The organism is Acinetobacter sp. AG3, assembly GCF_022343575.1.
In the GTDB taxonomy this organism is placed as follows: domain Bacteria; phylum Pseudomonadota; class Gammaproteobacteria; order Pseudomonadales; family Moraxellaceae; genus Acinetobacter; species Acinetobacter guillouiae.
On the sequence record NZ_JAKQZD010000001.1, the window covers coordinates 3,519,514 to 3,542,593 of the forward strand.

A 23,080-nucleotide genomic window follows, 5' to 3' on the forward strand; every position below is an offset into this window, starting at 1 on the left:
ACAATACCAATCAAATGTGAGTTTTAAAATGTATACATTCACCGTAGAAGATGAAATTGCAGACATTATTAAGTCTGTTGCGGAAGATGAAAACCGCACCACTCGTGGGCAATTCCGTCATTTTCTGATAACTGCTCTTAAGAATGAGGGATTATACCCTCAAAATCAATCAAAAAGTGATACTAAATCTATCACAGATGGAGAAGCAGCATGAACGCAATTGTACCTTTGCAAACACAATCAATGAATAGTTTGGAAATTGCTGAATTAGTTCAATCAGAGCATCGCGCAGTCACACTTTCTATAGAGCGTCTTGCCAAGAAAGGAGTTATTCAACTTCCTCCAATGGTGAAAGTTGAAAATAAACAATCACTTAGCCCGAATAAATTTACAAATGTATATGAGTTCACTGGCGAACAAGGTAAACGTGACAGCATCATCGTAGTTGCTCAACTTTGCCCAGAGTTCACGGCTCGTTTGGTAGATCGTTGGCAAGAGTTGGAAACGCAAGTTGCTAAACCAGTTTTCGATATTTCGAATCCACATCACTTGCTACAAGCTATCGAAACCCAAGCAAAGCAGAATATTGAACTCACACAAAAAGTTGAGATTCTAGAGCCAAAAGCAAATGCTTTAGATGCTATTGCAAATGCTGAAGGTACTGTAACACTAGATCAAGCTGCAAAATTACTTGGCGTTCAACCCAAAAAGTTTTTAAACCCATGGTTGGAAAATAACAAATGGTGCTTTAGGCGCTCAGGTGAACTAAACCCTTATCAAGACAAAATTGATAAGAAATACCTAATAGCTGTTTATCGAACTTTTCAAGGTCGCTCAGGAGAGCAACACAACACTGTTCAAACTCGCGTTACCTCTCTCGGTATGACACAACTCACCATTGAATTAAAAAAGTGGCAAGAAAGTCAATTGAAAGAGAAAGCAGCATGACCATTCCTACACAACGTTATCGCCTACTTGGTTATGTTTGTACTGGCATAAATCAAGAAAATTCAACAAGAGAGTTTATTTGTAAAGGGAACACTATTTATCAAAGTAATTTGCTAGATGAAGTTTTAAGCCAAGTTAAAGCTTTATCTGAATCAAATCCTGAATGCACTAAATTCGTCATAGAACGTGGCGAATGGTTATGAATATTTCAGACACAAAAAAACCTTGTCCGACTACCAATCTAAACAAGGTTTCTCCGTGTCCCAAAGGACTACAAACTATGCACACTATAGCATCACCCGAACCAGAACCACAAGACCTTCCAAATAAACAGCTCAGGAAAGACAATATGCAAGCCGACCTAAAAGCAGCTGCAAGTAAATTCGATGAAATGGCGAACCTATTTTCGATCATTAAAACTTTACTTGAGCAAAAATCACCACATGCTGCATCACAGGTTAAGCAATTAGCCGAAACTGGTATGGATGTCTGTGTAGATTGGTCTTTTCAAGTTGAAAGAATGGAGCTGCACATCACTAAAGAAGATAAACTTTATTTTCATTGAATTAAAGAAAACCCGCTTAGGCGGGTTTTTTAAATCTTGTAAATCCTTATAGAATTTTCTTGGATCTCAAATCTTGAAATAAATCACCAATATTTGATGAAATTGCAGATCTCACAGCTTCTGAATCAGTACCACCCATTGCTTTTGGTGAAGCTACATGAGTTTTTATAGTATTTGTATAAACAGTTTGACCACTTTTAGTTACCAAATAATCAACATCTAAGTAAAAATCAACCTCAATAAAGCCTATCCAGTCATATTCAAATTTTTGAATATTACCTGATATTTGTATTTCTGCATTTTGTTCTGGATTAAATCCCGCAGCAATTAGCTCTTTTGTAAGTGAGGATTTCAACAATGCATCAGCCTTGTCTGACATATACATTGTTCCTAGTGCAGCTGCGGGCTTTTGAAACTCATTAGCCTTTACCAAACCCTTGTCCGCTGGAATATACTTGAATACACCCACTCCAATATCCCCCTGTCCTTTAATGGTTGGGGATGCCACATAATTAATAGGCATGGTGGTTGAACACCCGCTTAAAACTACACCAAGACCAACTAATGCTGCTAAAACCAACTTTTTCATTTAAATAACCATTGTTATAAAGTGCTACCAATGTAACAAAGAGTAAAGATAAAGTGAAGATTTAGTAAACTAAAACTAGAAACCCAGCTAAGTGGGTTTTATTTATAATTATCTTCAAGTTTGTAGCATGCCAAAGTCCAATCATTAGAAAACTCTTGAGCTTCTCTTTCTTGATTTTCTTTAGTTTCGTATTTTGGTTCTTCATAAGCAGAAATGACAATTTTCTTTAAAATCTGTGTTGCTTTCGAGCCTTGACTCTCTGTCTTAGCTATTTCATTAATTATTCCCATTTCTTTAGATAATGGAGCGCCTTGCTGTCTTGATAGCATGGTTTGATACGAAATTCTTTCAATCATGTCGCAAAATTGGCTTGCAATAGCATTGCTGGAAATTGAGCTAAAACCCAAAACACCAATCAGTAATAATTTTCTCATTCTAAAGCACTCCTTAAAGTGCTTATAAAATATCAATAAATTAAAATAAAAGCCACCGAGGTGGCTATCTACCTTTTTTTATTCTATCCAAAGCACCACCTTGACGTTCAGCATCTCGCCAAGACTGAGAAATTAAAGACTTGGTTTGTGCCTCATTTTGCTTTTGCATCTCCTTTAAAACCACTTGTAACTCACTGCCATCCCACTGAGTTGTAGCTTCTACAGGTTGCGAGGTTTGATTAATAATTGTGACTTTTGGCTGAGATAATCCAATATTAGTCTGCTGAACCGAATTAAACTGACTTCTTTCTGTATCAGCATTATTTAAACGAGAAACGCCAACCAACCCTCCATCTTTAAATTTTTGAACATTTAAATCTGGTTGAGCAGAACCTAAGTACTGAGATTTCATACCAAGATATTCACTTTGAAATGGGATCTCTCCAGTCTGATTCATATAATTTAAAGCAACTAGACCAATTTTAGAGGCAGCATACTGACGCATCATAAACTCGCCATTGGATGCCATGATTGGAATATCATCACTAGTTCCAGTGCCCTTACCTGTGATGTGTCCACCAGTTGCAAAACCTTGAGGGGTAATTGCTTGGATCATTGCTAAGAATGTTCCTTGATCCAAAGCCGCCTTAGCACCTGCGGCAACTTTCTGCCATACAGTACCTGGCTCTTTAGCATAAGCATCTGAAACAGACGACCATAAATTCATACCAGCTTGAGTAAGCGCAAAGCCCTGTTGCATTGCAAACATTGTTTTATATGCACCTGAGCTTTCACCAAGAATACCTTTAAACATATTTGCAAATGAACCAGTTAATTGTTGAGCTTGGGTTAATTGCAAATTCAATGAATCCGTTTGATACTGATTTTCAATATCAATCATTCGCTTATTGTGATCAGCCCAAATTTGTTCCCGAACCTCAGCTAATTTTTGTAAATCAGCGCCTGGCTCTTGTTCCTGTCTTTCAACATCAGCACTCTGTGTTTCAAGTAAATTCTGTGAAACCCCCATTCGGCTCAGTCTATCTTGGCTAACCTGGTATCGCCCTGTAGATCCATTCATTTGGGCTTGTACAGATTCCCAACCTGTTGAGGCATCTCTTAAACGTGTACTTAAATCAGCTTGATGTTGAAGAGCAAGCATTTGTGATTTAAATGCTTGCTCTTTTGGATCTTCATTGCTCTGATCTAAAAGCCTCCTTTCAATATCATATTTTGCCTGAGCCATTTGTAACTCAGACATATAAAATGCTTTTGTTTGGAGTAATTGCTGCTCTTTAGCAAGTTTTGACTTTTCAAGCTCATAATCATAAAGATCATCATAAGCCTTTTTACGAAGTGCTTTTACATCGTCGCTATACTTGCCCTCTGAATCTAAACTAAATTTAGCTGAATCACGCTGATAGATTAGCTTTTGATCCTCGGTATATTTATAGCCATTGAGCTCATAATCTTGTTGGAGTTTAGCCAACTTATCTTGGGCATCGTAGCGTTCTTTGATTTTTGGGAGTAAATCTAGCTGCCCCAACACAGTCGCTTCATTAATTGCTTCTTCTCTCGCTTTGGAGCGTGTAATTGCTTCAGTATCATACTTAGCTTGAAGTTGCTTAATTTCATCTTCTGTTTTGGCGCGAGCTTTAAAAGCTTCATCTTCAAACTTAGATAAATCTTTAATCGAACTCATTACATTTTCAGGATTTGCACCTAAAATTTTACTAATTTGATTAAAATAATTATCTTGTTTAGAAAGATGTTGTGAAGCTTTATCTTTACCTAACTTTTTGCCGTTGTAGTCCCATCCAATAAAGTTTTGACCAACAATTTTTTCTAGCTCTCGATAACTAAGATTGTCATCGTTTAAGGCGTTCTTAGTTTTCCCATAACTTTTTCCAGTTGCAATTTCCTGCATCAAGAATTTAGCCATTGCATCTAAAGCATCTTGAGATTGTTGAATCTTACCGTTCTTATCAAGAACACCTTGCCCTTGTAAAAACTGCATGAGTTGAGTTGAACGACCTTTCTGCCAAGAGATAAAGCCAGTATTTGTATAGCCGTTATTCGCATCCTTGTGACTTCCAAACATATCACTGTTACGAAAATCATTTTCACGGCCAACTTGAGCTGTCATTACGCGGGCTTGTTTATCACCTAAACCTGCATTACGAAAGGATTGATAAACTCGAAGCATATTACGAGTCTGTTCATTATTCCCCGCAAGTAATACAGCTTGTTTGGCTTGCAGTTTTTGCTGCTTCTCAAGCTCCTCAGTACGTTCTTTTTCGGATTTACTTGCTTCATCCGATAGTGTTTTACGCTTCTGATCTAAGACCCATAGATCATTTAAAATTTTAGCTTGCTCGGTGGTTAACTGAACATCTCTTTCAATTTTGTTCTCTTTTCGCCAATTAAGTGCAAAATCAGCAAAAGTTGAAGCTTTCTGTTTATCACCACCAATATTTTTCAATTCTCGATTATAAGTATTAATCCAATAATTATCGTCAAGCATTGATTTGTTGGCAGATTTTCGGAGTTCACTTAGTCTCTGCTCATTGGCCAATTGCTTCCGTTTCTCTTCTGTTACCTCTTTTTCAGCAGCTAAAACACCTTGATGCTGACTTAAATAAGTATTTCTAAAATCAATTTGCTTCTTAAGCTCAACGTTCACACCAGCTACTGAATTCTTGTAGCCATCAGCTTGCTTTGATTGAGCAATAAATGAATCAATTGTTTTTTGAGGAATTGGAAGATTTTCCAAAAATATCCGCGATAATTGCGTTGCTGAAATTGTTCCTTTGCTATAACTATCTAGAGCATTTTTAGCAATAATTAATTGTTTTGCTGAGGCACCAGAATTTTCACTGATTTGAAGAAAGGATTCAGCTGATTTAACAATTGACTCTTTAGAGTTTGAATATGACTCATTTAAACGCTCAGACTCGTTTGTGAGCTTTGAAATTTTGTCTGCATTTTCCTCATAAAGACCTGAAGCCTTAGCCATATAGCTGTTTGCTAATTCTTTCTGATAACCAAATTCACGTGCTGAACTTATACCCTCATCTAATTGAGCAAAATAACGCTGCGCACTTTTAATCTCCCCATCTGTAAATAATTTTGATTTACTCAGATTCTGAAGTGCAGCAGCTGTACTTAAACCGTCTTCCTTGATCTTTTTAAGCTGCTTAAGCATTAGGTTTTGACGTTTAATTTCTTCATTACTTATTGACTCAGAACTACCTGTTACCATTCCCAATAAGCTATCTCTAGCTTTTGAAGCATCAGATTGTGATTTTTTGATTCTTTTATCAATTTCATCCATTTCTGAGATAAGTTTAGCTGCTGATAACTTACTATATTCAGCTGCAATCTCTCTAACCGATTGCTTTTGAATATTAAGGGAGTTTGTAGCTGAGTCTGTATTGTCTCTCATTAAAAGCATTGATGCGCCAACGGCTGCCACAATACCTACTAATCCTCCAGCTCCACCAAGTAATCCGAGTAAACCACGCCCAGCCCCCATTGTTGCATTATTTGCTACAGCTGATCTTGTTCTAGCTGCTGCTAAAGCATTTTCAGTGGCAGTTAATTCAGTATTAATAGCAGCTTGTTGTTGACGTAAAATCCCCATTCTAATGTCAGAATTAATTGCACCTTGATCTGAAATTTGTTTTTTCTTTCGTGCTAACTCAAGTTTCAACTCTTCTACAAGTTGAGCTCGTGTTGCTTGAAGATTTACTAATTTAGCTTCTGCACCAGCCAATTCTTGTGCTGCGGCTACTTTTTCAGCTTCAATCGCTGCCCATTGGATAGCTGTTTGTTCAACTAATTGGGTAGCTTTTCCATATCCTGCAACTACACTTTTATAAAGTGCAGGAATATAAGTGCCAACCCAATAAGCACCACCGATCATAGCAATGTTGGTTACATTGTTAAGGTTTTCTGCGAGTAAAGTTAGAGATCCTGAAATTGCATTTGCCGCACCACTCCCTTTACCAGCCTCACCCACAAACTTAGTGACTTCATTGGATAGTTGGGTGAGTGATTGAGCAATAGTGAAATCTGTTTTGCCAAATAGTTCATTTACTGAGCCACGTGCTTTTGTTAAAGCGTCAACAAGTACATCACCTGTAATCTTTCCTTCTGCAGCAACTGAACGTAATTGACCTACTGTGATTCCCATACCTTGAGCAATTGCCTTTGCGAGTCCGGGCGCTTGCTCCATTACAGAGTTAAGCTCTTCACCGCGTAAAACATTGGAAGCCAAAGCTTGTGAAAATTGAACTAATGCGGCTTCTGCCGAAGCAGCTGAACCACCACTAATTGCGATTGCTTTAGCAACGGTATCAGTTAGTTCTGCAGTTTTGGCTTGAGTAATGTTTAAGCGCTGTGCATTGTCGGAAAAACGTTGATAGATCTGTGCAACCGAATCCCATGCTTGTGCAGTGTTTTGAGCGATTTTGAAGGTATCGTTCATTGCAGTATTGAGTTCAGATTGGCTTTTAGTGACTAATTTAAGTTTGTTATTTAAACCAGTATAAGTATCCATCTTAGCAATCGCAGTACCAACAGTCACAACACCTGCCAAATACCCTGCCAATTGACGTGCTGCCACTGACATAGAGTTCATTGAAGTAGTTGCGTAATTACCAGTGCGTTCAATACTTTGTAGCTCTCGATCTAATGCACGTGCATTACGTGCTGCTTGTTCTGAGCTAATTTCGATAATGAGTGTGCTGCGTTGTTCAGCCATGGCTTTTCCTTTAGGCGTAAAAAAAGCGCCTAAGGGCGCATCGCGGACAATAAAAAACCGACCATTTGTAGGTCGGTTTATTTAGTTACTTCTATTATTTTTGCTACTGCTTGTAGTATTGGGGCTGCTTGCCATGCGAGTATTCCAGTAATAATTGCAGCCATTATTAAATAGGTCCAAACTCTTAAAGGTTTACTTTCTGATAACTTATTCATCATCTTGGTTAGCTCTCTGCTTTTTATACTCAAGATATGCTTTGAGGAATTGAGGTGATTGCCATGCAAGAATACAAACAATCACAGCTAGTAACAAAAATGCTAGTCGCCAAATAGAGATATCTGCTGTCATTTTCAACAACCCATTTAAATTTGTGATAAAATCATTCATACGAAATACTTTTCCTCTCTTCTTTGTGGTGGACTGGAATGCAAAAACCCCGAAAGCGCCAACTCTCGGGGTTTTGTTTTGGAATCAAGAAAACCATATGAATATAGTTCTCTCTTATACATGTTACTTCTAAAGGTTAGATGTAACATCATGTAATTGAAAATACATTTTTTATAGAATATTCAATAATTTACAAACTTATTTTAAATCTCTAAGAATCAATTATTTTTTATTCATTTCACTCAAATACTTTGCATCTAGCGCGAAAATACACTCTACAAGTAGTCCTCGATCCAAGTCACAACCGTACACATCAAAATAGCTTTTGATATCAGCAAGAGTGAGTGAGTCATAAAACCCACCACCCTGCGGAAAAGCAATAAACCGTCGAGCCTTTGAAATTAAATTAAAGGCTTTAATCATGTGATCTGCTGTGAAGCTTGGTTCTAATCGCTCAGGTGGCTTTATGCCGAGCTTTTGGTAGACTTCTGCGGTTTTTTCTTCGCACCATTTGATGTTTCTTTGTTCGTAGTGCTTGATGACTTTCCCACTTCATCAGCAATCTCTTCAGTCTTAGAGTCATGGATCACTTTAGCCTTTTCCATGATGAAGACAATAATTTCAAGTGATTGCTTTGAGCTTGTACAAATCAGCTCTGCATTTTGCGCGCTGTATTCGATTGGCTTCTTATCCTTACCGACTAGCCCAACCCACCCTAGCAACAAATGTGAAACAGCTCGGTTAAAACCTAATTTAGCCTTAACCGCTCCTTCATCTGTTACCGCCTTAATACCAGCAAGTTCCTGCTCAGCTTGAATCCCATTGAGTTCAAGTGAGCGCTGAAATGATGGCTTATCAATACTCGCAATGAGTAGTTTCACGCCATCTTTAAAATCAAACCATTCTTGAACGTATTCAATGGACTTCTGTTCTTCAATTTCAATTAACATGATTAAGGCCCCACAACTACAGGAATACGTGTAAGAGTCGGTGCAACATCCGCGACTGTGAACGAGAATTGAGTAGTTAATACATCGCCAGCACCACCACTTGGCAAAGGCGCAGATACTTGAACTTTAGGTAGTTTGAGCGTGTATTTATTACCAGCAGTATCTTTCAATGAATATTCAAGGCCGATCGGCTCATTTAAGAATTGTTTTTCATAAAGCTCTGCAGTGTTTTTGGACCATGCAATTGTAAAGTTACCACTGCCTTTCATAATGGTTTCTAAGATTGCGGCAATGTTATTTTCATAGTCTAAGCACTTCTGAATCTGCATTGTATTATCAATGGTTAGCTCAATCTGAGTAATGCACATTCCTGGTTTCTTTTCACCATCAATAAGGATGTCACCAGTGGATAGACTGGTTAATGGTACTGCATCCACTGCAGGTGTTACGGTACCAGTCGGTGCAACCTCATAAGCTGTGCGCTTCATTCCCATAATTGCGAATTTAGAAGTCACAATGCCACCATCAGGAATTGATAAAGTCCATTGGTTAATGTGGCAACCGGTGAAAACTTGGAAGTTATCGATATCACTAAAGCCACGAATAATCGAAAGCGTTTTTCGAGTTGTGCCACCAAATGTTAAAACGTTGCTATTCCAAGCATTGAAGGCAATTAGCTCTAAGACTTTATCTTGAATGCCATAAGCCCATTCAGATTTAATATCTCCTTGCACTTCAACACCAGTTACCAGAGTGCCGGCTGCAATTCGTGAATCTTTGATTGTTTGTGATTCAGTGGTTTGTGCTGATGCATCTAAACCATTTGTGGTAAATGCAAATGTATTCCAAGTGGTTGCAATCACACCGGGTGATGCTTCAAAACCAACTCGGGTTAATTGTTTAGCTCCAGAACTCATTAAGTTCTCCTTAATTTAGGCATAAAAAAACCTCCTTTAAGGAGGTGGATTGATTTAAGTCTGCTCAACAATGACCAGATTGCTTTGTAATATCGTGCTTATGATCCCAGTTGAATGCATCAACTATTCGACCTGTAGGTTTGCTATCAATTAGACCGCCATCTGAAACTATTGCAGATTCAAGTTACTCTAACTGATCAAGAGTTTCTATAAGATTGAATAATGGTCTATGAGTAATAATCACTTTACTCTTTGGGAATTTTGCCTCTAATTCAGTTTGCTTTTCATTCAGATCAAATAGATTAGCTTTGGATGCTGCATGAATCACATATTTTTCATCGTCAATTAAAAAATCCACTTCAGCATCATTTTCAAAAGCTTTTCTACATGCGAATATCAAATAGGCATTACCCGTAATCACATTCACGCCATGCACTCCTGCATCACTAATCTCAATTGACCTTTCGCTTGTGGGAAAGCTTGATAACACCGAGCTGTAAAGTCTTGGTAATCAGTGGAACTGTTTGCAATGACTTCCACTGCATTGATTTGTTTTGAAAGCATATGCTCACCGCCATTTGTAAGCCATTGATGCATTTTCTCACCATCACGTTTATTTGCTCGAAGTTCTGTAACAACCTCTTTAGGCATAATGATTCGATAAATCCATTTATTTGTGATGTCCCCAAAAATTGCAGGACTTCCACCTATATGGTTGTTGAATTTTGTTCCTGTGATCTTTGCCAAGGCTTTGTAATATGAATCAGGAAAACGTTTTTCCCATGTAGTTGCAGTCGGCAACAACATCAGGCGAATCATGTCTTGTACAGAAGGTGGTGCTTGATTGGTTCGAATTAGATTGTCAATTTGCAGATCACACCAAACCCCAAAACGAGAATCAAGCCAACGAGCAAAAGGGACTGCCAATTTAGGATGTAACCAAGTACCTTGAGCGTTACCATTTTGGCTGGTAACGGTACTTCCACCCCGTTTAGTTTTAATTAGTGATTTTGGCTCACTTATTCCCATGTATTCACAAAGTGCTTGAATATATGATTTCGTTTCAGCAAGGTTGATCCAGTCATTCGCACGCTTTTTGAATTGTTTTGCTGCTTCTGTTGCATTAAACCATCCATTGTTATCAAAGGATTGGTCATAATCTTCATACTTAATTTTTACAATTGCATTCATTGATACGCTCCGACCACTCATAAAGAAAAGAAAGCCAACAAGAAGATGCAATGAGTAGTCGAAACGACCATCTTCCTTTCAGGAGCTACCCTAGTCGGCTTGGATGCCATATTTCAGGCATTAAAAAAGCCGAACTATCACAGTTCGGCTTAAAGGTAAAACTTGGTTAAATTATTTAATATTCAATGAACTTGTATAGCGCTCGTATACAAGTCACTAATCAATAACTTCTAACTCTTCAATTTCATGAGTGTAACCCCAATCATCTAATTTCAACTTCAGAACATTAACTATGTACTTTTTTAATTTTTCTTCAGTTGAGAATAGTCCAATAACTTTTCTATTAGTGGACTTGTAACCATCGTAGTCACAAGTTGATAATTTATAGAATTTTCTTGCTTCCATTTAATTCACCCTAAATTCGGCTCTCATTATCTTAGCGTAAAAATTATCATCATCCATATCTTTTGGTGCATGGACTTTATAGACCTCAAGAGAAGAAACACCGAATGATTGAAGAAAATCACGCCATTGATCACACAACTTTGTCATCTCAATGGTTCCAGTGTTCTTTGGTGCAAAACATTGGATTGAAATAGTACCTATATCTCGAATACAGGGTTCATTTCCAATACCTGCAATCAAACTATCTCCATATTGAATATAGACCTTGCACCAAAGTTTATTTGATGGTGGATCAAACGGCTTACCATCTGGCGTTTTCTGATTCTCAATCCGAAGATTTGTTTTTTCCACGCCATTGAATTGACCTATTCGCTTGTATATCGCCAATTCAGCTTCCGATAATGTCATCATTTATATCTACTCGTAACTGACTGGAAAGTGATTGAATAAATACCTAAAGGCGCTTGGCCCGAATGTCCATTTTCTAGAGCAACTGCATAAGGCAGATTATTACTAATGAAGACTCTCATCCCTAATTGAACGCTCAATATTTTAGCCATTCCATCTGCAATGGTAGTAGTACCTGATTTATCTATTTTCTGAAAGTCTTTGGTGTAATCCACACTACCAATTGAAACTCGATGATTACCTCTGAAAGCCCCCGTATCGACTGGACTTTTAAGCACAACACCTTGAAGCATTGCAGCAGTAATTTTTCTTTGTAGTTCTGAGCCATCACGTAATACTTGGAGTGTAAATTGTGATGGCCTTAATCCGTTCCAACCCATAAAACCCACCTATCAATCAAGATTAAAATTTCCGCAACTGGCAAACCCAAATACTTCCGCTTGGATCTTTACCTACATTCAAAATTTTGAATTGACCACCCGCCACCCAAACATCATCAATCTGAGGCACACCCGTTACTTCATTTTGAAGCACAGTAGCTTTTACATCTTCAATTTGGTAATCAATAGGCTTTACCAAATCACGCTTATATGAGCCAAAAACACCACATCCTGAATATTGCTCAACAGTCACTACGGGATAAGTCTGTGTTTCAAAGTCGAAATCACCTGATTGGATTTCTTTGGAGCAAGTGAAAGTGGTAATTGCATCAGCTAAATCAGTATCAAATGCCTCTCCAATGTCGGCTTGTAGTTCATCTCTCAATCCCATTCAAACTCTCGCTTTCCTCAAACATAGCAAACAAATCTTGAGCGATACGCTGAATTGAATATGCCTCAAACTCAGTGCTTGGCTTTTTCTCACCCATTAGCTTTCTGATTCGCTGCCAAATATGAACCGCTTCATGTAGTAAAAGCCCATGAACTTCAATCAGTGTTCTTTCGCTGCAATCGCCCAATTGAACAATGCAATGCTTACCTTTGTCGTAATAATCAACCTGAGCACCAGCACCCAAATGCATAAATTCTTGTGTATCAGTTACATCGTCAAACAGTAGATCGAACTGATCTTGATTGCGAACAAGTGTGTATTTTGAATGATCAAAAGGTGAAATATGCCATTCTGGAACGTAGTTGTTATTCATCACAATTTCCTTACCATTTGAACTCGAGACTTTTTGGTATAAGGCTTAATCAAATCCCAAATGTATTGCTCAGTTGCATTTATTGATTTGGAGCCATCTTGGTATACCTTTTCACTTTCAACACTGTCAGCTTTGACTCGTTTGGATTTAAGATCTTGGTCTTTATCGATATAGAGTTTTTTATCAATAATGCCTTTGATGATTTCAAAGGATGCATCCTTTAAATCTTGTGGCGCATCTTTAACATTTTCATAATCTTTAACATTGCGAGCTATTAAATATGCTCGACTTTTCTTAAGAAGTTGAGCCTTGTCACTTTCACTTTGGTTGTTCCAAGTATCCCCAAGCGCTTGCTCAACTTCTGATTCAGTGACAAAACTCATAACTCACCTACTTTGCTTTGGTTGTTTTCGGTTTTTCATCATCCGTTTTATCGGCGTTTGCTTCCAATTCGGTGATACGGGCTTTCATTGCTTCAATGTTATTTTGGAATGCAATAAATTCACCTTTTGATGTTTTAAGCTGGTCTAAAGCTTCATCACGTTCTGCAACCACCTTTTCACACTCGGCTTTTGCTTCATCAACAACTGCTTGTAATTCAGGCGTGATGCCTACATTAACTTGAACTGATAGAGCCTGAGCATTTAAGAACGCATAGGCTTGTTTTACTGCCTCAGCATTTGGGAATTCATCATCGACTTCAACTGAAGTTGCGGCAGAGATAACACCTAGAAATGAAGTTCGGTAGCAAATATTTGGTTGCTGATTTTCAGGAATTGTATTTGTATAAATAACTTTCACTTTATTCTCCTAAGCAAAGGCGACCGAAGCCGCCAAGTTTATTAAGGTGTACCTGAGATTACCGCAGCAAAAGGCACAAGTTTACGATCAAATACACGCTCCCAATTCGCAGCATTTGCATACTGAGCAATTGTTGGAGTTTTATTTGGATCTTCCTCACCTTTCCATGAGAACCCAGCAGGCTGTAAGATGTAAGTCTTACGCTCTACGATGATTTCAGAACCACCACCATTACCACCTAAGGCATCACGCTGTACTTCGACTGGATTTGTTGGTGTACCTTCACCATAACCGAAGGCACCCGTACCAAAGAACATTGAAAGATACTGTTTAGTACCATAAGTAAGACCATCATCCATAAAGATTGGCTTACCAAGGTAAGTAGTTAAGATGATGTTGCCTTGAGAGTCTTTCACATACTCGATCAGGTCTTTTTGCACCATCTGCTTCATTACAACAGAATGCACGCCAATTGCAGCAAACTGATCAGCAGCATCACCAGCGGTAAATGCTGCATCTTGCATTGCTGTCGCGGTCATCGCTGCGCCAGCATCAATAACCATATCGCCTGAATTATTGGCAAGGTTAGATGCAATCACACCACGTGCAGCACCTAACAAATAACGCTGCCATTGACGCTCCCAATACTTCCCATAACGGTTGCGAATGTGTTGCATTGGTTCGCTGTTGGCAAGCTCAGTCGTTAAATCTGACACGCCATAAGGTTTGTTCAAATAAAGAGTACGCGCTTGCATCTTGCCTTGCGACGCTTTACCCACTTTACCTTTTTGATCTGGATCGTCTGTAGAGACGTTTGCTTCTTCACTGGCATCAAGATCCTGCCAGTAAGAAATCGTTGAAGTGCCTTGACCATTATTTGCAATATCACTCAAAGCTGGGTTTTTAGTAACGATTCCTGACTGATAAACTGCCGTTTTTTCAGGTGAGTTCACTGGATCTAATGTTTGGTAGTAATCCCCAACAAAAATATCCGCAATACGAGTAGCTGGCATAAATTAGTTTTCCTTAGTTTTTAATAACTGTTGAAATGCGTTTGGATTTTCACGAGCAATTGCTGCTCGTTCTGATTCTGTATAGTCAGACCATTTTTTAGTTGATGTTCCTGAACCTGGTGCACCAGAGCCTTGTGCTTTAGGGAAGAAATAAGACTTGGTTTCACGCAGACTTTCGACCCATTCTTTAGGGCTCAATGGTGTTGTGCCATCTTTCCCAATGATTGTTTCGCCATTGGCATCGATCATCACAGCATTGCCTTTTTCATCTAAAGCAAATTGTGATAAAGCTAAAGCCGTAACATCGTCTGTCGCTTCTGATAAACCACCAACACCACTGAACGCTTGAGCGATCTGACCTTTCACTACTGACTGTTTAAACTGGTTTGCATATGCTTCCGCTTTATTTGCCCGCTCAGTTTCAGCCTGTAGTTGTTTGTCATGGTCCTGCTTCATTTTTTCTGTACGCTTTTGAATGACTTCATCAATCTTGCCCTCGGCAATCAGTTTTGATTCTTCATCCATATTGGCTTTTGAAAGAAGGTCTTTAACTGCTGTTAAATCCACCCCTTCCAACTGCTTTTTAATGCCTGAAAGTTCAGTGTTTAAGTCTTTGTTCTTACCAAGAAGTTCATCATTTTTTGCCTTCAAGCCTTTGACCTGTTCATCTACGGCATTTTTGATTGCTTCTTGAATTTCAGGGTTGTTTAAATCAACTTTATTGTCATCTGACATTGTCTATTCCTCGAATAACCGCCTTGCGGATTTGTGAACCTGAGCTTTGCGCAGGCAATAAAAAAGCACCTTGGTAGGTGCTGTGATTTGAATCTTTATTTAAAACGTTTGTCGAAAATCATCTTCAAAGCGTATTCCAGTCGATCCCCATGCTTCAAAAGTAGCAATGAGCTTTGCTGGGGCATCTGCTGAACTCTCAATCTTAATATCAATCAATCCGCTTAGTGGCTGCCCTGTTTCCTCATCACAAAGAGTGAGTTTATGTTTGAATTTTGGATGACGCTTTACAACCAACATTCGCTTGCAATTCTTATCACCGCTCATAACCCCAACTCCTTAAACGTTTGTTCATCTAGTACTTTTAATTCTTTCAAAGTAAAAGGCTTGCCATTTAAAGGGTCAACAAACTTATCGATTAGATATCCGCCTTCAGAATAAAGCTTGTATTTTGATGGACCTAACCATTCTTTTTGAAAAGACTCATCTTGCCGATCAAACCACTCTTTATAGGTCGTATTAGCATCAACTTGACCTATCTTGCCATCACGCTGATCTTTAGGAATATCCTTAATCGCTCGATTATCTGCCACAAATGGTCTTAATCCAGCAACCTTCCCATCGGCATCTACGCCAAGCAAAGTTGATCTACAATGGGGATGCAATGGTGGATGCCTGATATTTGGATCACCCTTTTGCCATGTTGTTTGATCTAAAGACGCGCACAGTAATGAAGTTCTACCATCAAGCACACTAAAGAACTTGTAGAAATCAAATCCCAAAGCATCCCAAGTAGACAAATAAGATTGATTTGACACATGACTTCGCGCGGTCCTAACCACCCGATCCACATCTTTAAACGATTGATCGATCAAACCATCAAAATGAACTTTCTTTCCATCAATCGTTTTGTCATAACCTCGAATTCGTTTAATGATTTCATAATTAGTTTGACCAGAATTAATTCCATCTCGAATCGTATATTCAACTTTTTGGCGCGCTATAGTGGCAATATTCTCAAGCAAACTATCTACCAAAGCACCACCAGTTAAAGGTTTGTGCCTGATCTTTGTATACAGTTTTTTGCTATCAGGCTCTTTAATTGAATTGTTTAGTGCCTTGGATAACCACATAGACTCGTAAACAGCAAAAGCCGTTGCTGTTACTGCAAAAGTTTCAGGCAGTGCGACACTCAAGCTTAGGAACCATTCATCAATAAGGCTGCGCACTTCTTTGAGCTTTGGTGTTGTGTATTGTGCACCAGATAAGGCTACTTTCTCTTGATCGCTTAATTCATCCAGCAAATCACGAAGTTTCACAACCATTTCATCAGATTGACTACTAAAAAGCTGCCAAATCTCATTAGCAGTTTGACTCGATGCACGATGCAAGTAAGTTTGATGCTGAATAAATGCATTGAGAAACGCTTGTTCTTGAATCGAGTTATTCATGGTCTAACCCATATTTAATGTGCCTTCAGTTTCTTGTTCAACCTTAAGCAATTCTTCTTGGTACCCACCTTCAGGAAGTTTGCCAGTAGCAATGTAATCCCAGTAAGTTGAGAATGAATTTTTTCCCGCCAATGCGCCTTCATAAAGTTGCCTAGCCAAATTGATATCATAAGATTGATTTGAGAATTCAGCTTTTACCGTGAACACATAATCATTAGGATTTAGCCCAAGCCATTGCGCTGCATATTTTAATGCCTGCTCAATACCTTCAGCAGCACAAGTCACAATACTGTGTAAACTTGCGTGCTGATCATCTTGTCTTGCTCGACGTGCTTCACCTGATTCTTGAGTATTGGTGTCAATAACCTTTGCACCAGCTTCTAATGCAGCATTCTTTTGAGAATCCATTTCAGCTTTGGTTTTATCAATTCCTACGCCTTGAATCTCCAAATATCCGCATTCAGCATCCTGAGGTAAATCCCAAACAGCCATTACACCAGTAACACTGATTTCGTCATCATCGGACAAGCCACTAATCCATGGTTGAGGATGAGCCGTATGATGCAGTGATTGAAAATAATCCGCTGATAACTGGTAATACTTGATCGCAGCCTTTGCCATGGATAACAATGGAATTGATCCAACATTTGGCGAATTATTCGTTGCACCGATAAATACAAAAGTAATAAAACCTAGATTTTTATCTCCAATTTTCGGAGTCTTTTCTTCAGTTTTCCCACCGTCGTGCAGGAACACTTCAAAAGTACCATCATTCAATTCTAATGAGCGCTGTACAGTCTTGGTTGTATGACTGTATTTATCCTCGCCCACATTATGTTGTTCTTCTAAAACAACCAAAGTGGTGTCCTTTCGACCACCAACACTGTTTTCTTTCCAATTGATGATTGATAACGCCTCATACAAAGCAAAATAAGGCTTACCTTGATCATCCACATCAATATATAAACCACAACGACCAAACTCTAAAATCTGCTCAACTATTCGGATGAATAACTGCTTTAATCCGAATCCATCATTTGTTGCATTTTCTTCTAAATGCTTCATCAAATTGCTTTTGATTTGGATTTCAGGAGTTAGTTTAGAGACTAAACCAATCATAGTCCGCAATGAATCTTGGACCCATAATGGATATTGCGCACGTTGCAAATATCCAGCGTAAATCTCTTTACCCAATGGACTTTGCTTTTCAGCTTCGATTTGACCTGCTGATTTTGGTAAATATTTAGTTGTTGCGCTCTTAATTGTTTCTTCGCCAGCAACAGAACTTGAATCCTGCATCAGTTGCCAACTAGTTTTGACCGCTGCATATTGCGGATGTTGATCTGTAACTGCCATATTAATACCAATAAAAAAGCACCCGAAGGTGCAAACTGTTTAAGCCATCCCTCGAATTCTTCGAGTTTTGACTTTTCTTTCTCGCTTATTCATCGCTACACCAAACATGCGGAAGGCATCGGCACCATGAGATGTATGGTCATGCAAAGGTTTATCTTTCCAACACCCTTTTTTGTCATCCCACTCTTTACGATAGTTTTCTAAATGAGAAATACCTTCTTCACACTTGGTTTCATCAAACTCACAGTATTTAAGGATTTCACGAGTCTGTTCTATACCATCCATCACACCTATGCTTTCAACCACTTCAAATCGGACTGAATAAATCTCGCCTTCAATCTCATAACCTTCTTTAGCGATATCTAGACGAGATTTAGCATCACCTGTTAAAGAACGGTTTTTGATGTCGTGTGGTGCGTAGTGTTTTGAATATGTGTAGCCTCTATCTTTCAACACTTTAAAGTAATGTCTTAAGCCTTCACCCGAGTTCTCGTAGTAATCAATGACTTGATAACATTCATCAGAAATTTTCCTGATAAACCAAATTGCCATTGAGTCTGAAACGCCTAAATCCCAAAAGGTCATTACTGGCAAATGATCATTACTTGGTAACTCACCAACTCGACCATTTGCATATAAGAATTTAAATTGCTTCTTGTAATATGCGCCTTCAACTGATTGCTGAAATGCCTCAGATGGAATGCTTGGATATTCTCGCTTGATGTCATCACCAAGCGTTTTCTCTTTTTGCCAGTACCACTGTTGTTGTTCTGGTGAGGTATTTATATTGTATTTTGCCTTTAACTCAGCAAAATAATCTTTTAAACGCTGCGGAATTTCTCCAGCAACTGGTAATGCATATTCACCATTTTTCCACCAAGAGAAGAAAAAGAATTTCCAGTCCAAGATTCCTAATGTTCTGCCTTGTAATTGAAGCTTTTCAGCTTCTTGGCAGTAATCATAAAAATAACCAGCCTTTCCCTCAGCTGTTGATTCAAGCGTGATTTTTCCATCAACACTTACAGCTTCAAACGCACCAGTGACAATTTCACGCGCTTTATCTGGATATTTGGCGCAAATTTTACCAAACTCAGAAATATGCAGCCGTTTTAATGTACCGCCACGAAATGAAGTACTTACTGTAACTGAACCACCTTTCTTAAATACTAGCTCTTCTTTTGTTTCGATAAGAAGTGGATTTGCAGCTCTTAAAGGGTGAGGTAATTTTTCATACGCATATTTTACTTTCTCACGAAATAAGCGCTTAGCATCATGTAAGGTATGTGCAATCAATGCACATTTATCAGACATGAATAAAGCAGCATCTAATTGAATAATACAAACTTCTGTTGTAAACCCAAGCTGCCTTGCTTTTAAGATAATGTTTCTTGACCACTCGTTTTCAAAGTATTCAAGTTGTTCAAGAGTCATCTTGAATTTGACTTGTTTACCCTTCTTATCAGTGATGTAGTAGAGGTTATTTAATCGCCAGTGCTGATCAACAAGTTTTGCTTTATGCTCAGGTTTAAGCATATGCCCTCCTTATTAATCCCCTTTGCTTAATTCATCCATCAATTCGGAAAGAGATTGAATTTCTATAGTGCCTGAATGTTCTATCTTTCCTGCAAACATACCAATATGTTGACCAACCAGCTTTAAAGCAGCCATTTGATCATTCATTTTGATTTCAATGCCTTCTTTGGTCTGCTTTGCACCTGCATACAATAATTGAGCTGACTCACTTAAAGTTGACGTGTCTTCAATGTGCAAATAACCTTTACCTTCGCCATCACATGACGGGCATTCGGGATGAGGTGGTTTAGTTCTGCGAAATCCATAACCACCAACATCAGTTGGATAGTTACAACGATAATCTGGATCTTCTTTTTGAATTTCTCTCTCTTCAGCTATCGTTTGTTGTAAAGCATTTTCAAATTCTGCTTCATCACGCCACTGGTATTGATGGTCTTCACCCCAACAAAAACGGCAATTTACTAATTTGTGTTTTACCAGTTCACGCGGGTCAGCTGTAGCAACTGCCCAAAGCCGAGATAAAACATCAACCTGCTCAATATGTAATTCTTTTGCACGTTCACCTTTAAGAAAGTTGATGCGATCCTGCATATCAGGATTACTCCAAGCTCTCCATGAGGTACTCTTATCCGCATACCCTGCCAATTCACCAGCCTTGGCAATGTTTAAGCACTTTAAGTATTCTTGTGCCAAACGTTCGCGACGATCATCTTCGAGTGGCTCACTCCCTTTCGGAAGTTCTATATCTTCCATAAAGGAATCTCCAATAAAAAACCTCCCGAAGGAGGTTTAGTTATTAACCAACTAACTGCTTACGAAAGGATTTATGGATCATCTCTTTTATGTCATCTTCTAAGTTGGCTTCAAATATAAGAATAATACTTGCAGATTCAAATTCAAAAGACGACTTATCATATTCTTGACCAGATAGATAAAGTTCTAGATTCCCGCTATTACTTATATCTGAGAATCCAAATTTATCTCCACAAATATTTACTAAGATATATTGTTTTGATTTCATTATTATCTCTATAATTAATTTAGAAACAATAAATTATCAAATTATCCAAGTAAGATCAATCACCCAACACAACTCTTAAATTCTTAATCTGTTCTTTTAATCGAATCATCACATTGTCTATTGCGATTAATTCGCTGTGTCTTAATCCTGAACGGCTAAGGTTTTGATACTTAGACAGCTCAGCACTGCAAAGCTCTAAGTCTTTTCTAGCCTGTACTGTGTCTGTCATATTTCACCTGACAAAATAAAACCCCTTTCGGGGCAAAGGAAACGTAGCGAAAGGTTAGAACAAAGCAATACGCTTTGCTAAGACATCACTGTACTGATCCATAATTTCAGCTTGCTTGTTGAGTAATTTCCATTGCTCATCATCAATGAATGCTGGTTGACCTTTGTCGAGGAGGTTTTCAAGCGCATCAAGCTTTTGTGTTAATTCGATTTGCTCTAAACGCACTCGGTCTTGTGGGGTTTGTGACTGGTGATAAGATTTTTCAAAAACGTCACGTGGCGACCAAGAAATATAACCCTTATGACGTTCATCATTTGGCTTGCCACCATCGACATATTCAACCAAATAACCTTGCTCAGCTGGATCTTCATTTTCAGGAATAGTCCAACCTCGGTACTCGTTATACTCACCGCGTGACATTGTTGTTGCTAATACTGATTTTGTACCAATGAATGCAACCATTGATAATGCTAATAATTTTGACATCCCACTTTCCTCTAGGCATTAAAAAACCCCTCTGGAGGGGTTTAATTCTTAAAATAAATTTATAAAATTAATCAGCCAACTTAAATGTTGTGCCTATTAATGTATAGTCATCAATAGGCCCTTTATTTTCAATTCTTCTCTTAAGAGCATTACCAAATTTAATAATATCACTCATTGTCATCTTACTAAATTTTTTTCTTTGCTCCCAAAAATGATGTGCTCCATCTGACATTATAAAGAAAGATATTTCATCTCCATATTCTTCCTTCATAACATCATAAGGAATAAAGATATAATCATTATTCAATTCAATAAATGTTGAAATTGCATTTGTTAGCGTATTTTGGCCTATATTTTTTTCAGCAAGCTCTTTTTTGGTGTAGATCTTTTTGTCAAGAAGCTGTTGATATTGGGTATGATCACTGGTTAATTGAATTAATTTTAAATCTTGTTTTATAAATACTCTGCAGTCGCCAACATGCCAAATGCTTAATCCAATGTCATCTAAATAACAAAATGATAAAGTGGTTGATGCTTTGTTTGACTCAGCATCTAAGCTTTCAATAAATCTATTAAATTCAGTTATGATTTCACTTTTAAATAGATCTCTTAAGTAAGTGTGGCTAATATTCCCATTATCTTTTAAAAAGTTACAAACAAAATTTGAAGCCTCACGCGCACCTTTATAAGAACCCAAACCATCAGCAACACCAAACAAAAATCCATTGTTCTTTTTAACAGGTGCAAGTAATGAATCCTCATTTTGTTTTTTCTTTTCTAATTGAAACTTATCTCGAGACTCTGAAAAAGCTAAGATCGAACTTAATTGAGTTATCATTTTATCACCCTTGCAACTTCATTTTTAATTTCTGTTACTGATTGATATCTTAAAGCTGGCCTATAACTACAGCATTTCGATGAAATTGCATCTAACTCAGGAATCTGTAATTGTGTTATTACAGCTCCTAAAGCGTATATATCAGACAAGTTAGAATATTCACATGCCACCAGTACTTCTGGTGCCATGTAGCCTTGCGTTCCTAGTCGCAGTCCAATTGCACTCATTACATCACCTGGATGTTTTTTATCATTAGTATTTTTAATGAGTCCAAAATCTGAAATTTTGTAAACACCATCAAATAGCAAAATATTTGCAGGCTTTATATCACGATGAACTAATCCCTTATCATGAAGGTATTCTAATCCGTCCAAAACATCCAATACGACATCTATTTTTTCTTCTTTTGTAAGTTTATCCTTTCTTATTAATTTATCTAAATCTGAATCTGCATAATCCATTACAAAAAATGGGGCTTCTCCACCATGTACAACACATATTGGAGCAATATTTTTATGACTACACTGAGTTTGATATCTAGTTTCTTGGTTAAACCTAGCTAGCAACTCTCCTTCAGAAAGAAAAGAAGCCTCTGCAATGTCTTCTTGAGGTGAGAATTTCTTTAAAGCATATTTGTACTTGCAATTAGGTAATGAAACTTCAAAAACTTGACCAAAACCACCACCGCCAATTACACCTACAACATCAAATTCATAACTTGAATGTCTAAAAGTATCCAAAACCAACCTCACCCTATATGAATTGTATGGACCGTATTTAAAATAAGAACAATAGATATTTTTATGAACTTCTAGCTTATCTATTATATCCATACACATGAAATTTATACTTATTATTAAAACACTTTAACGATAGAATGAATATATTTTTTTACTAACTTCTCTTTAAAATTTAAA

At 37.9% G+C, this 23,080-nt stretch carries 30 protein-coding genes and 2 pseudogenes; 4 read left to right on the top strand and 28 right to left on the bottom strand.

What is annotated here, in order from left to right:
• Window positions 1-28: 28 nt before the first annotated feature.
• The 4 genes from L3V46_RS16315 to L3V46_RS16330 all read left to right on the top strand — a co-directional run bounded on the left by L3V46_RS16315 (window position 29) and on the right by L3V46_RS16330 (window position 1,513).
• Window positions 29-214: a hypothetical protein gene (locus tag L3V46_RS16315; RefSeq protein WP_239046255.1), complete on the top strand. Its 186-nt coding sequence runs from the start codon at window positions 29-31 to the stop codon at window positions 212-214.
• Window positions 211-948: a phage antirepressor KilAC domain-containing protein gene (locus L3V46_RS16320; RefSeq protein ID WP_239046256.1), complete on the top strand. Its 738-nt coding sequence runs from the start codon at window positions 211-213 to the stop codon at window positions 946-948. The genes L3V46_RS16315 and L3V46_RS16320 overlap by 4 nt, the downstream gene beginning before the upstream one ends.
• Window positions 945-1,151 carry a hypothetical protein gene (locus L3V46_RS16325; protein ID WP_239046257.1) on the top strand — a complete coding sequence of 69 codons (207 nt, stop codon included), beginning with the start codon at window positions 945-947 and terminating at the stop codon, window positions 1,149-1,151. The genes L3V46_RS16320 and L3V46_RS16325 overlap by 4 nt, the downstream gene beginning before the upstream one ends.
• A 77-nt stretch (window positions 1,152-1,228) precedes the next feature.
• Window positions 1,229-1,513: a hypothetical protein gene (locus tag L3V46_RS16330; protein ID WP_239046258.1), complete on the top strand. Its 285-nt coding sequence runs from the start codon at window positions 1,229-1,231 to the stop codon at window positions 1,511-1,513.
• Between the two features lie 46 nt (window positions 1,514-1,559).
• Here L3V46_RS16330 and L3V46_RS16335 read toward each other — a convergent pair whose 3' ends face one another.
• The 28 genes and pseudogenes from L3V46_RS16335 to L3V46_RS16470 form a co-directional block, all read right to left on the bottom strand.
• Window positions 1,560-2,102 (bottom strand): hypothetical protein, encoded by a 543-nt coding sequence (locus tag L3V46_RS16335; protein WP_239046259.1) that lies wholly within the window; start codon window positions 2,100-2,102, stop codon window positions 1,560-1,562.
• 98 nt (window positions 2,103-2,200) lie between these two features.
• Window positions 2,201-2,536, bottom strand: coding sequence for a hypothetical protein (locus L3V46_RS16340; protein WP_239046260.1), 336 nt, complete (start codon window positions 2,534-2,536; stop codon window positions 2,201-2,203).
• 64 nt (window positions 2,537-2,600) lie between these two features.
• Window positions 2,601-7,301, bottom strand: coding sequence for a tape measure protein (locus L3V46_RS16345; RefSeq protein ID WP_239046261.1), 4,701 nt, complete (start codon window positions 7,299-7,301; stop codon window positions 2,601-2,603).
• Window positions 7,302-7,508: 207 nt separating this feature from the next.
• Window positions 7,509-7,688 carry a hypothetical protein gene (locus tag L3V46_RS16350; RefSeq protein ID WP_239046262.1) on the bottom strand — a complete coding sequence of 60 codons (180 nt, stop codon included), beginning with the start codon at window positions 7,686-7,688 and terminating at the stop codon, window positions 7,509-7,511.
• Window positions 7,689-7,910: 222 nt separating this feature from the next.
• Window positions 7,911-8,111: a hypothetical protein gene (locus L3V46_RS16355; protein WP_239046263.1), complete on the bottom strand. Its 201-nt coding sequence runs from the start codon at window positions 8,109-8,111 to the stop codon at window positions 7,911-7,913.
• Window positions 8,112-8,152: 41 nt separating this feature from the next.
• Window positions 8,153-8,638, bottom strand: coding sequence for a hypothetical protein (locus L3V46_RS16360; RefSeq protein WP_154129854.1), 486 nt, complete (start codon window positions 8,636-8,638; stop codon window positions 8,153-8,155).
• Window positions 8,639-8,640: 2 nt separating this feature from the next.
• Entirely contained in the window at window positions 8,641-9,555 is a 915-nt protein-coding gene (locus L3V46_RS16365; protein WP_239046264.1) for a phage tail tube protein, read from the bottom strand.
• Window positions 9,556-9,739: 184 nt separating this feature from the next.
• The gene (locus L3V46_RS16370) at window positions 9,740-9,982 is read right to left on the bottom strand and encodes a hypothetical protein (RefSeq protein ID WP_239046265.1); all 243 of its coding nucleotides are present in this window, start codon (window positions 9,980-9,982) and stop codon (window positions 9,740-9,742) included.
• Complete coding sequence (locus L3V46_RS16375; protein ID WP_239046266.1) at window positions 9,979-10,746, bottom strand: KilA-N domain-containing protein; 768 nt, start codon at window positions 10,744-10,746, stop codon at window positions 9,979-9,981. The genes L3V46_RS16370 and L3V46_RS16375 overlap by 4 nt, the downstream gene beginning before the upstream one ends.
• 216 nt (window positions 10,747-10,962) lie before the next feature.
• Window positions 10,963-11,151, bottom strand: coding sequence for a hypothetical protein (locus tag L3V46_RS16380; protein WP_239046267.1), 189 nt, complete (start codon window positions 11,149-11,151; stop codon window positions 10,963-10,965).
• Window positions 11,152-11,562 (bottom strand): hypothetical protein, encoded by a 411-nt coding sequence (locus tag L3V46_RS16385; protein WP_239046268.1) that lies wholly within the window; start codon window positions 11,560-11,562, stop codon window positions 11,152-11,154. It lies immediately after the preceding gene.
• Window positions 11,559-11,939: a hypothetical protein gene (locus L3V46_RS16390; RefSeq protein WP_239046269.1), complete on the bottom strand. Its 381-nt coding sequence runs from the start codon at window positions 11,937-11,939 to the stop codon at window positions 11,559-11,561. Before L3V46_RS16390 ends, L3V46_RS16385 begins: the two co-directional genes overlap by 4 nt.
• Before the next feature lie 22 nt (window positions 11,940-11,961).
• Window positions 11,962-12,330: a glutamate 5-kinase gene (locus L3V46_RS16395; RefSeq protein ID WP_239046270.1), complete on the bottom strand. Its 369-nt coding sequence runs from the start codon at window positions 12,328-12,330 to the stop codon at window positions 11,962-11,964.
• Complete coding sequence (locus tag L3V46_RS16400; RefSeq protein ID WP_004724989.1) at window positions 12,314-12,703, bottom strand: hypothetical protein; 390 nt, start codon at window positions 12,701-12,703, stop codon at window positions 12,314-12,316. Before L3V46_RS16400 ends, L3V46_RS16395 begins: the two co-directional genes overlap by 17 nt.
• Window positions 12,703-13,086, bottom strand: a complete 384-nt coding sequence (locus L3V46_RS16405; protein ID WP_239046271.1) for a hypothetical protein — start codon at window positions 13,084-13,086, stop codon at window positions 12,703-12,705. Before L3V46_RS16405 ends, L3V46_RS16400 begins: the two co-directional genes overlap by 1 nt.
• A 58-nt stretch (window positions 13,087-13,144) precedes the next feature.
• Window positions 13,145-13,456: pseudogene (locus L3V46_RS22875) on the bottom strand (hypothetical protein); the annotation flags it as partial.
• Between the two features lie 89 nt (window positions 13,457-13,545).
• On the bottom strand, window positions 13,546-14,517 hold the full coding sequence (locus tag L3V46_RS16415) for a hypothetical protein (protein ID WP_004724994.1): 972 nt from the start codon (window positions 14,515-14,517) through the stop codon (window positions 13,546-13,548).
• Between the two features lie 3 nt (window positions 14,518-14,520).
• Window positions 14,521-15,252, bottom strand: a complete 732-nt coding sequence (locus L3V46_RS16420; RefSeq protein WP_004724995.1) for a hypothetical protein — start codon at window positions 15,250-15,252, stop codon at window positions 14,521-14,523.
• Between the two features lie 99 nt (window positions 15,253-15,351).
• The gene (locus tag L3V46_RS16425; RefSeq protein ID WP_239046273.1) at window positions 15,352-15,576 is read right to left on the bottom strand and encodes a hypothetical protein; all 225 of its coding nucleotides are present in this window, start codon (window positions 15,574-15,576) and stop codon (window positions 15,352-15,354) included.
• Window positions 15,573-16,700, bottom strand: coding sequence for a minor capsid protein (locus L3V46_RS16430; protein WP_239046274.1), 1,128 nt, complete (start codon window positions 16,698-16,700; stop codon window positions 15,573-15,575). The genes L3V46_RS16425 and L3V46_RS16430 overlap by 4 nt, the downstream gene beginning before the upstream one ends.
• 3 nt (window positions 16,701-16,703) lie before the next feature.
• A complete protein-coding gene (locus L3V46_RS16435; RefSeq protein WP_239046275.1) occupies window positions 16,704-18,056 on the bottom strand; it encodes a DUF4055 domain-containing protein in 1,353 nt (450 codons plus the stop codon).
• A 39-nt stretch (window positions 18,057-18,095) separates the two neighbouring features.
• The gene (locus tag L3V46_RS16440; protein ID WP_239046276.1) at window positions 18,096-19,589 is read right to left on the bottom strand and encodes a terminase; all 1,494 of its coding nucleotides are present in this window, start codon (window positions 19,587-19,589) and stop codon (window positions 18,096-18,098) included.
• Between the two features lie 12 nt (window positions 19,590-19,601).
• Complete coding sequence (locus L3V46_RS16445; protein WP_239046277.1) at window positions 19,602-20,342, bottom strand: terminase small subunit; 741 nt, start codon at window positions 20,340-20,342, stop codon at window positions 19,602-19,604.
• 43 nt (window positions 20,343-20,385) lie between these two features.
• Window positions 20,386-20,610 (bottom strand): hypothetical protein, encoded by a 225-nt coding sequence (locus tag L3V46_RS16450; protein ID WP_004725001.1) that lies wholly within the window; start codon window positions 20,608-20,610, stop codon window positions 20,386-20,388.
• Between the two features lie 55 nt (window positions 20,611-20,665).
• Window positions 20,666-20,839 (bottom strand): hypothetical protein, encoded by a 174-nt coding sequence (locus tag L3V46_RS16455; RefSeq protein ID WP_004823307.1) that lies wholly within the window; start codon window positions 20,837-20,839, stop codon window positions 20,666-20,668.
• A 252-nt stretch (window positions 20,840-21,091) separates the two neighbouring features.
• Window positions 21,092-21,259, bottom strand: a pseudogene (locus L3V46_RS16460) (DUF2829 domain-containing protein); the annotation flags it as partial.
• 133 nt (window positions 21,260-21,392) lie between these two features.
• Window positions 21,393-22,163, bottom strand: coding sequence for a protein phosphatase 2C domain-containing protein (locus tag L3V46_RS16465; protein ID WP_239046278.1), 771 nt, complete (start codon window positions 22,161-22,163; stop codon window positions 21,393-21,395).
• A complete protein-coding gene (locus L3V46_RS16470) occupies window positions 22,160-22,996 on the bottom strand; it encodes a serine/threonine-protein kinase (protein ID WP_239046279.1) in 837 nt (278 codons plus the stop codon). The genes L3V46_RS16465 and L3V46_RS16470 overlap by 4 nt, the downstream gene beginning before the upstream one ends.
• Window positions 22,997-23,080 lie beyond the last annotated feature (84 nt).

Coding starts and splice junctions, on each gene's coding strand:
- L3V46_RS16315 (WP_239046255.1), top strand. CDS start 29: ATGTATACATTCACCGTAGAAGATGAAATTGCAGACATTATTAAGTCT.
- L3V46_RS16320 (WP_239046256.1), top strand. CDS start 211: ATGAACGCAATTGTACCTTTGCAAACACAATCAATGAATAGTTTGGAA.
- L3V46_RS16325 (WP_239046257.1), top strand. CDS start 945: ATGACCATTCCTACACAACGTTATCGCCTACTTGGTTATGTTTGTACT.
- L3V46_RS16330 (WP_239046258.1), top strand. CDS start 1,229: ATGCACACTATAGCATCACCCGAACCAGAACCACAAGACCTTCCAAAT.
- L3V46_RS16335 (WP_239046259.1), bottom strand. CDS start 2,102: ATGAAAAAGTTGGTTTTAGCAGCATTAGTTGGTCTTGGTGTAGTTTTA.
- L3V46_RS16340 (WP_239046260.1), bottom strand. CDS start 2,536: ATGAGAAAATTATTACTGATTGGTGTTTTGGGTTTTAGCTCAATTTCC.
- L3V46_RS16345 (WP_239046261.1), bottom strand. CDS start 7,301: ATGGCTGAACAACGCAGCACACTCATTATCGAAATTAGCTCAGAACAA.
- L3V46_RS16350 (WP_239046262.1), bottom strand. CDS start 7,688: ATGAATGATTTTATCACAAATTTAAATGGGTTGTTGAAAATGACAGCA.
- L3V46_RS16355 (WP_239046263.1), bottom strand. CDS start 8,111: ATGATTAAAGCCTTTAATTTAATTTCAAAGGCTCGACGGTTTATTGCT.
- L3V46_RS16360 (WP_154129854.1), bottom strand. CDS start 8,638: ATGTTAATTGAAATTGAAGAACAGAAGTCCATTGAATACGTTCAAGAA.
- L3V46_RS16365 (WP_239046264.1), bottom strand. CDS start 9,555: ATGAGTTCTGGAGCTAAACAATTAACCCGAGTTGGTTTTGAAGCATCA.
- L3V46_RS16375 (WP_239046266.1), bottom strand. CDS start 10,746: ATGAATGCAATTGTAAAAATTAAGTATGAAGATTATGACCAATCCTTT.
- L3V46_RS16380 (WP_239046267.1), bottom strand. CDS start 11,151: ATGGAAGCAAGAAAATTCTATAAATTATCAACTTGTGACTACGATGGT.
- L3V46_RS16385 (WP_239046268.1), bottom strand. CDS start 11,562: ATGATGACATTATCGGAAGCTGAATTGGCGATATACAAGCGAATAGGT.
- L3V46_RS16390 (WP_239046269.1), bottom strand. CDS start 11,939: ATGGGTTGGAACGGATTAAGGCCATCACAATTTACACTCCAAGTATTA.
- L3V46_RS16395 (WP_239046270.1), bottom strand. CDS start 12,330: ATGGGATTGAGAGATGAACTACAAGCCGACATTGGAGAGGCATTTGAT.
- L3V46_RS16400 (WP_004724989.1), bottom strand. CDS start 12,703: ATGAATAACAACTACGTTCCAGAATGGCATATTTCACCTTTTGATCAT.
- L3V46_RS16405 (WP_239046271.1), bottom strand. CDS start 13,086: ATGAGTTTTGTCACTGAATCAGAAGTTGAGCAAGCGCTTGGGGATACT.
- L3V46_RS16415 (WP_004724994.1), bottom strand. CDS start 14,517: ATGCCAGCTACTCGTATTGCGGATATTTTTGTTGGGGATTACTACCAA.
- L3V46_RS16420 (WP_004724995.1), bottom strand. CDS start 15,252: ATGTCAGATGACAATAAAGTTGATTTAAACAACCCTGAAATTCAAGAA.
- L3V46_RS16425 (WP_239046273.1), bottom strand. CDS start 15,576: ATGAGCGGTGATAAGAATTGCAAGCGAATGTTGGTTGTAAAGCGTCAT.
- L3V46_RS16430 (WP_239046274.1), bottom strand. CDS start 16,700: ATGAATAACTCGATTCAAGAACAAGCGTTTCTCAATGCATTTATTCAG.
- L3V46_RS16435 (WP_239046275.1), bottom strand. CDS start 18,056: ATGGCAGTTACAGATCAACATCCGCAATATGCAGCGGTCAAAACTAGT.
- L3V46_RS16440 (WP_239046276.1), bottom strand. CDS start 19,589: ATGCTTAAACCTGAGCATAAAGCAAAACTTGTTGATCAGCACTGGCGA.
- L3V46_RS16445 (WP_239046277.1), bottom strand. CDS start 20,342: ATGGAAGATATAGAACTTCCGAAAGGGAGTGAGCCACTCGAAGATGAT.
- L3V46_RS16450 (WP_004725001.1), bottom strand. CDS start 20,610: ATGAAATCAAAACAATATATCTTAGTAAATATTTGTGGAGATAAATTT.
- L3V46_RS16455 (WP_004823307.1), bottom strand. CDS start 20,839: ATGACAGACACAGTACAGGCTAGAAAAGACTTAGAGCTTTGCAGTGCT.
- L3V46_RS16465 (WP_239046278.1), bottom strand. CDS start 22,163: ATGATAACTCAATTAAGTTCGATCTTAGCTTTTTCAGAGTCTCGAGAT.
- L3V46_RS16470 (WP_239046279.1), bottom strand. CDS start 22,996: ATGGATATAATAGATAAGCTAGAAGTTCATAAAAATATCTATTGTTCT.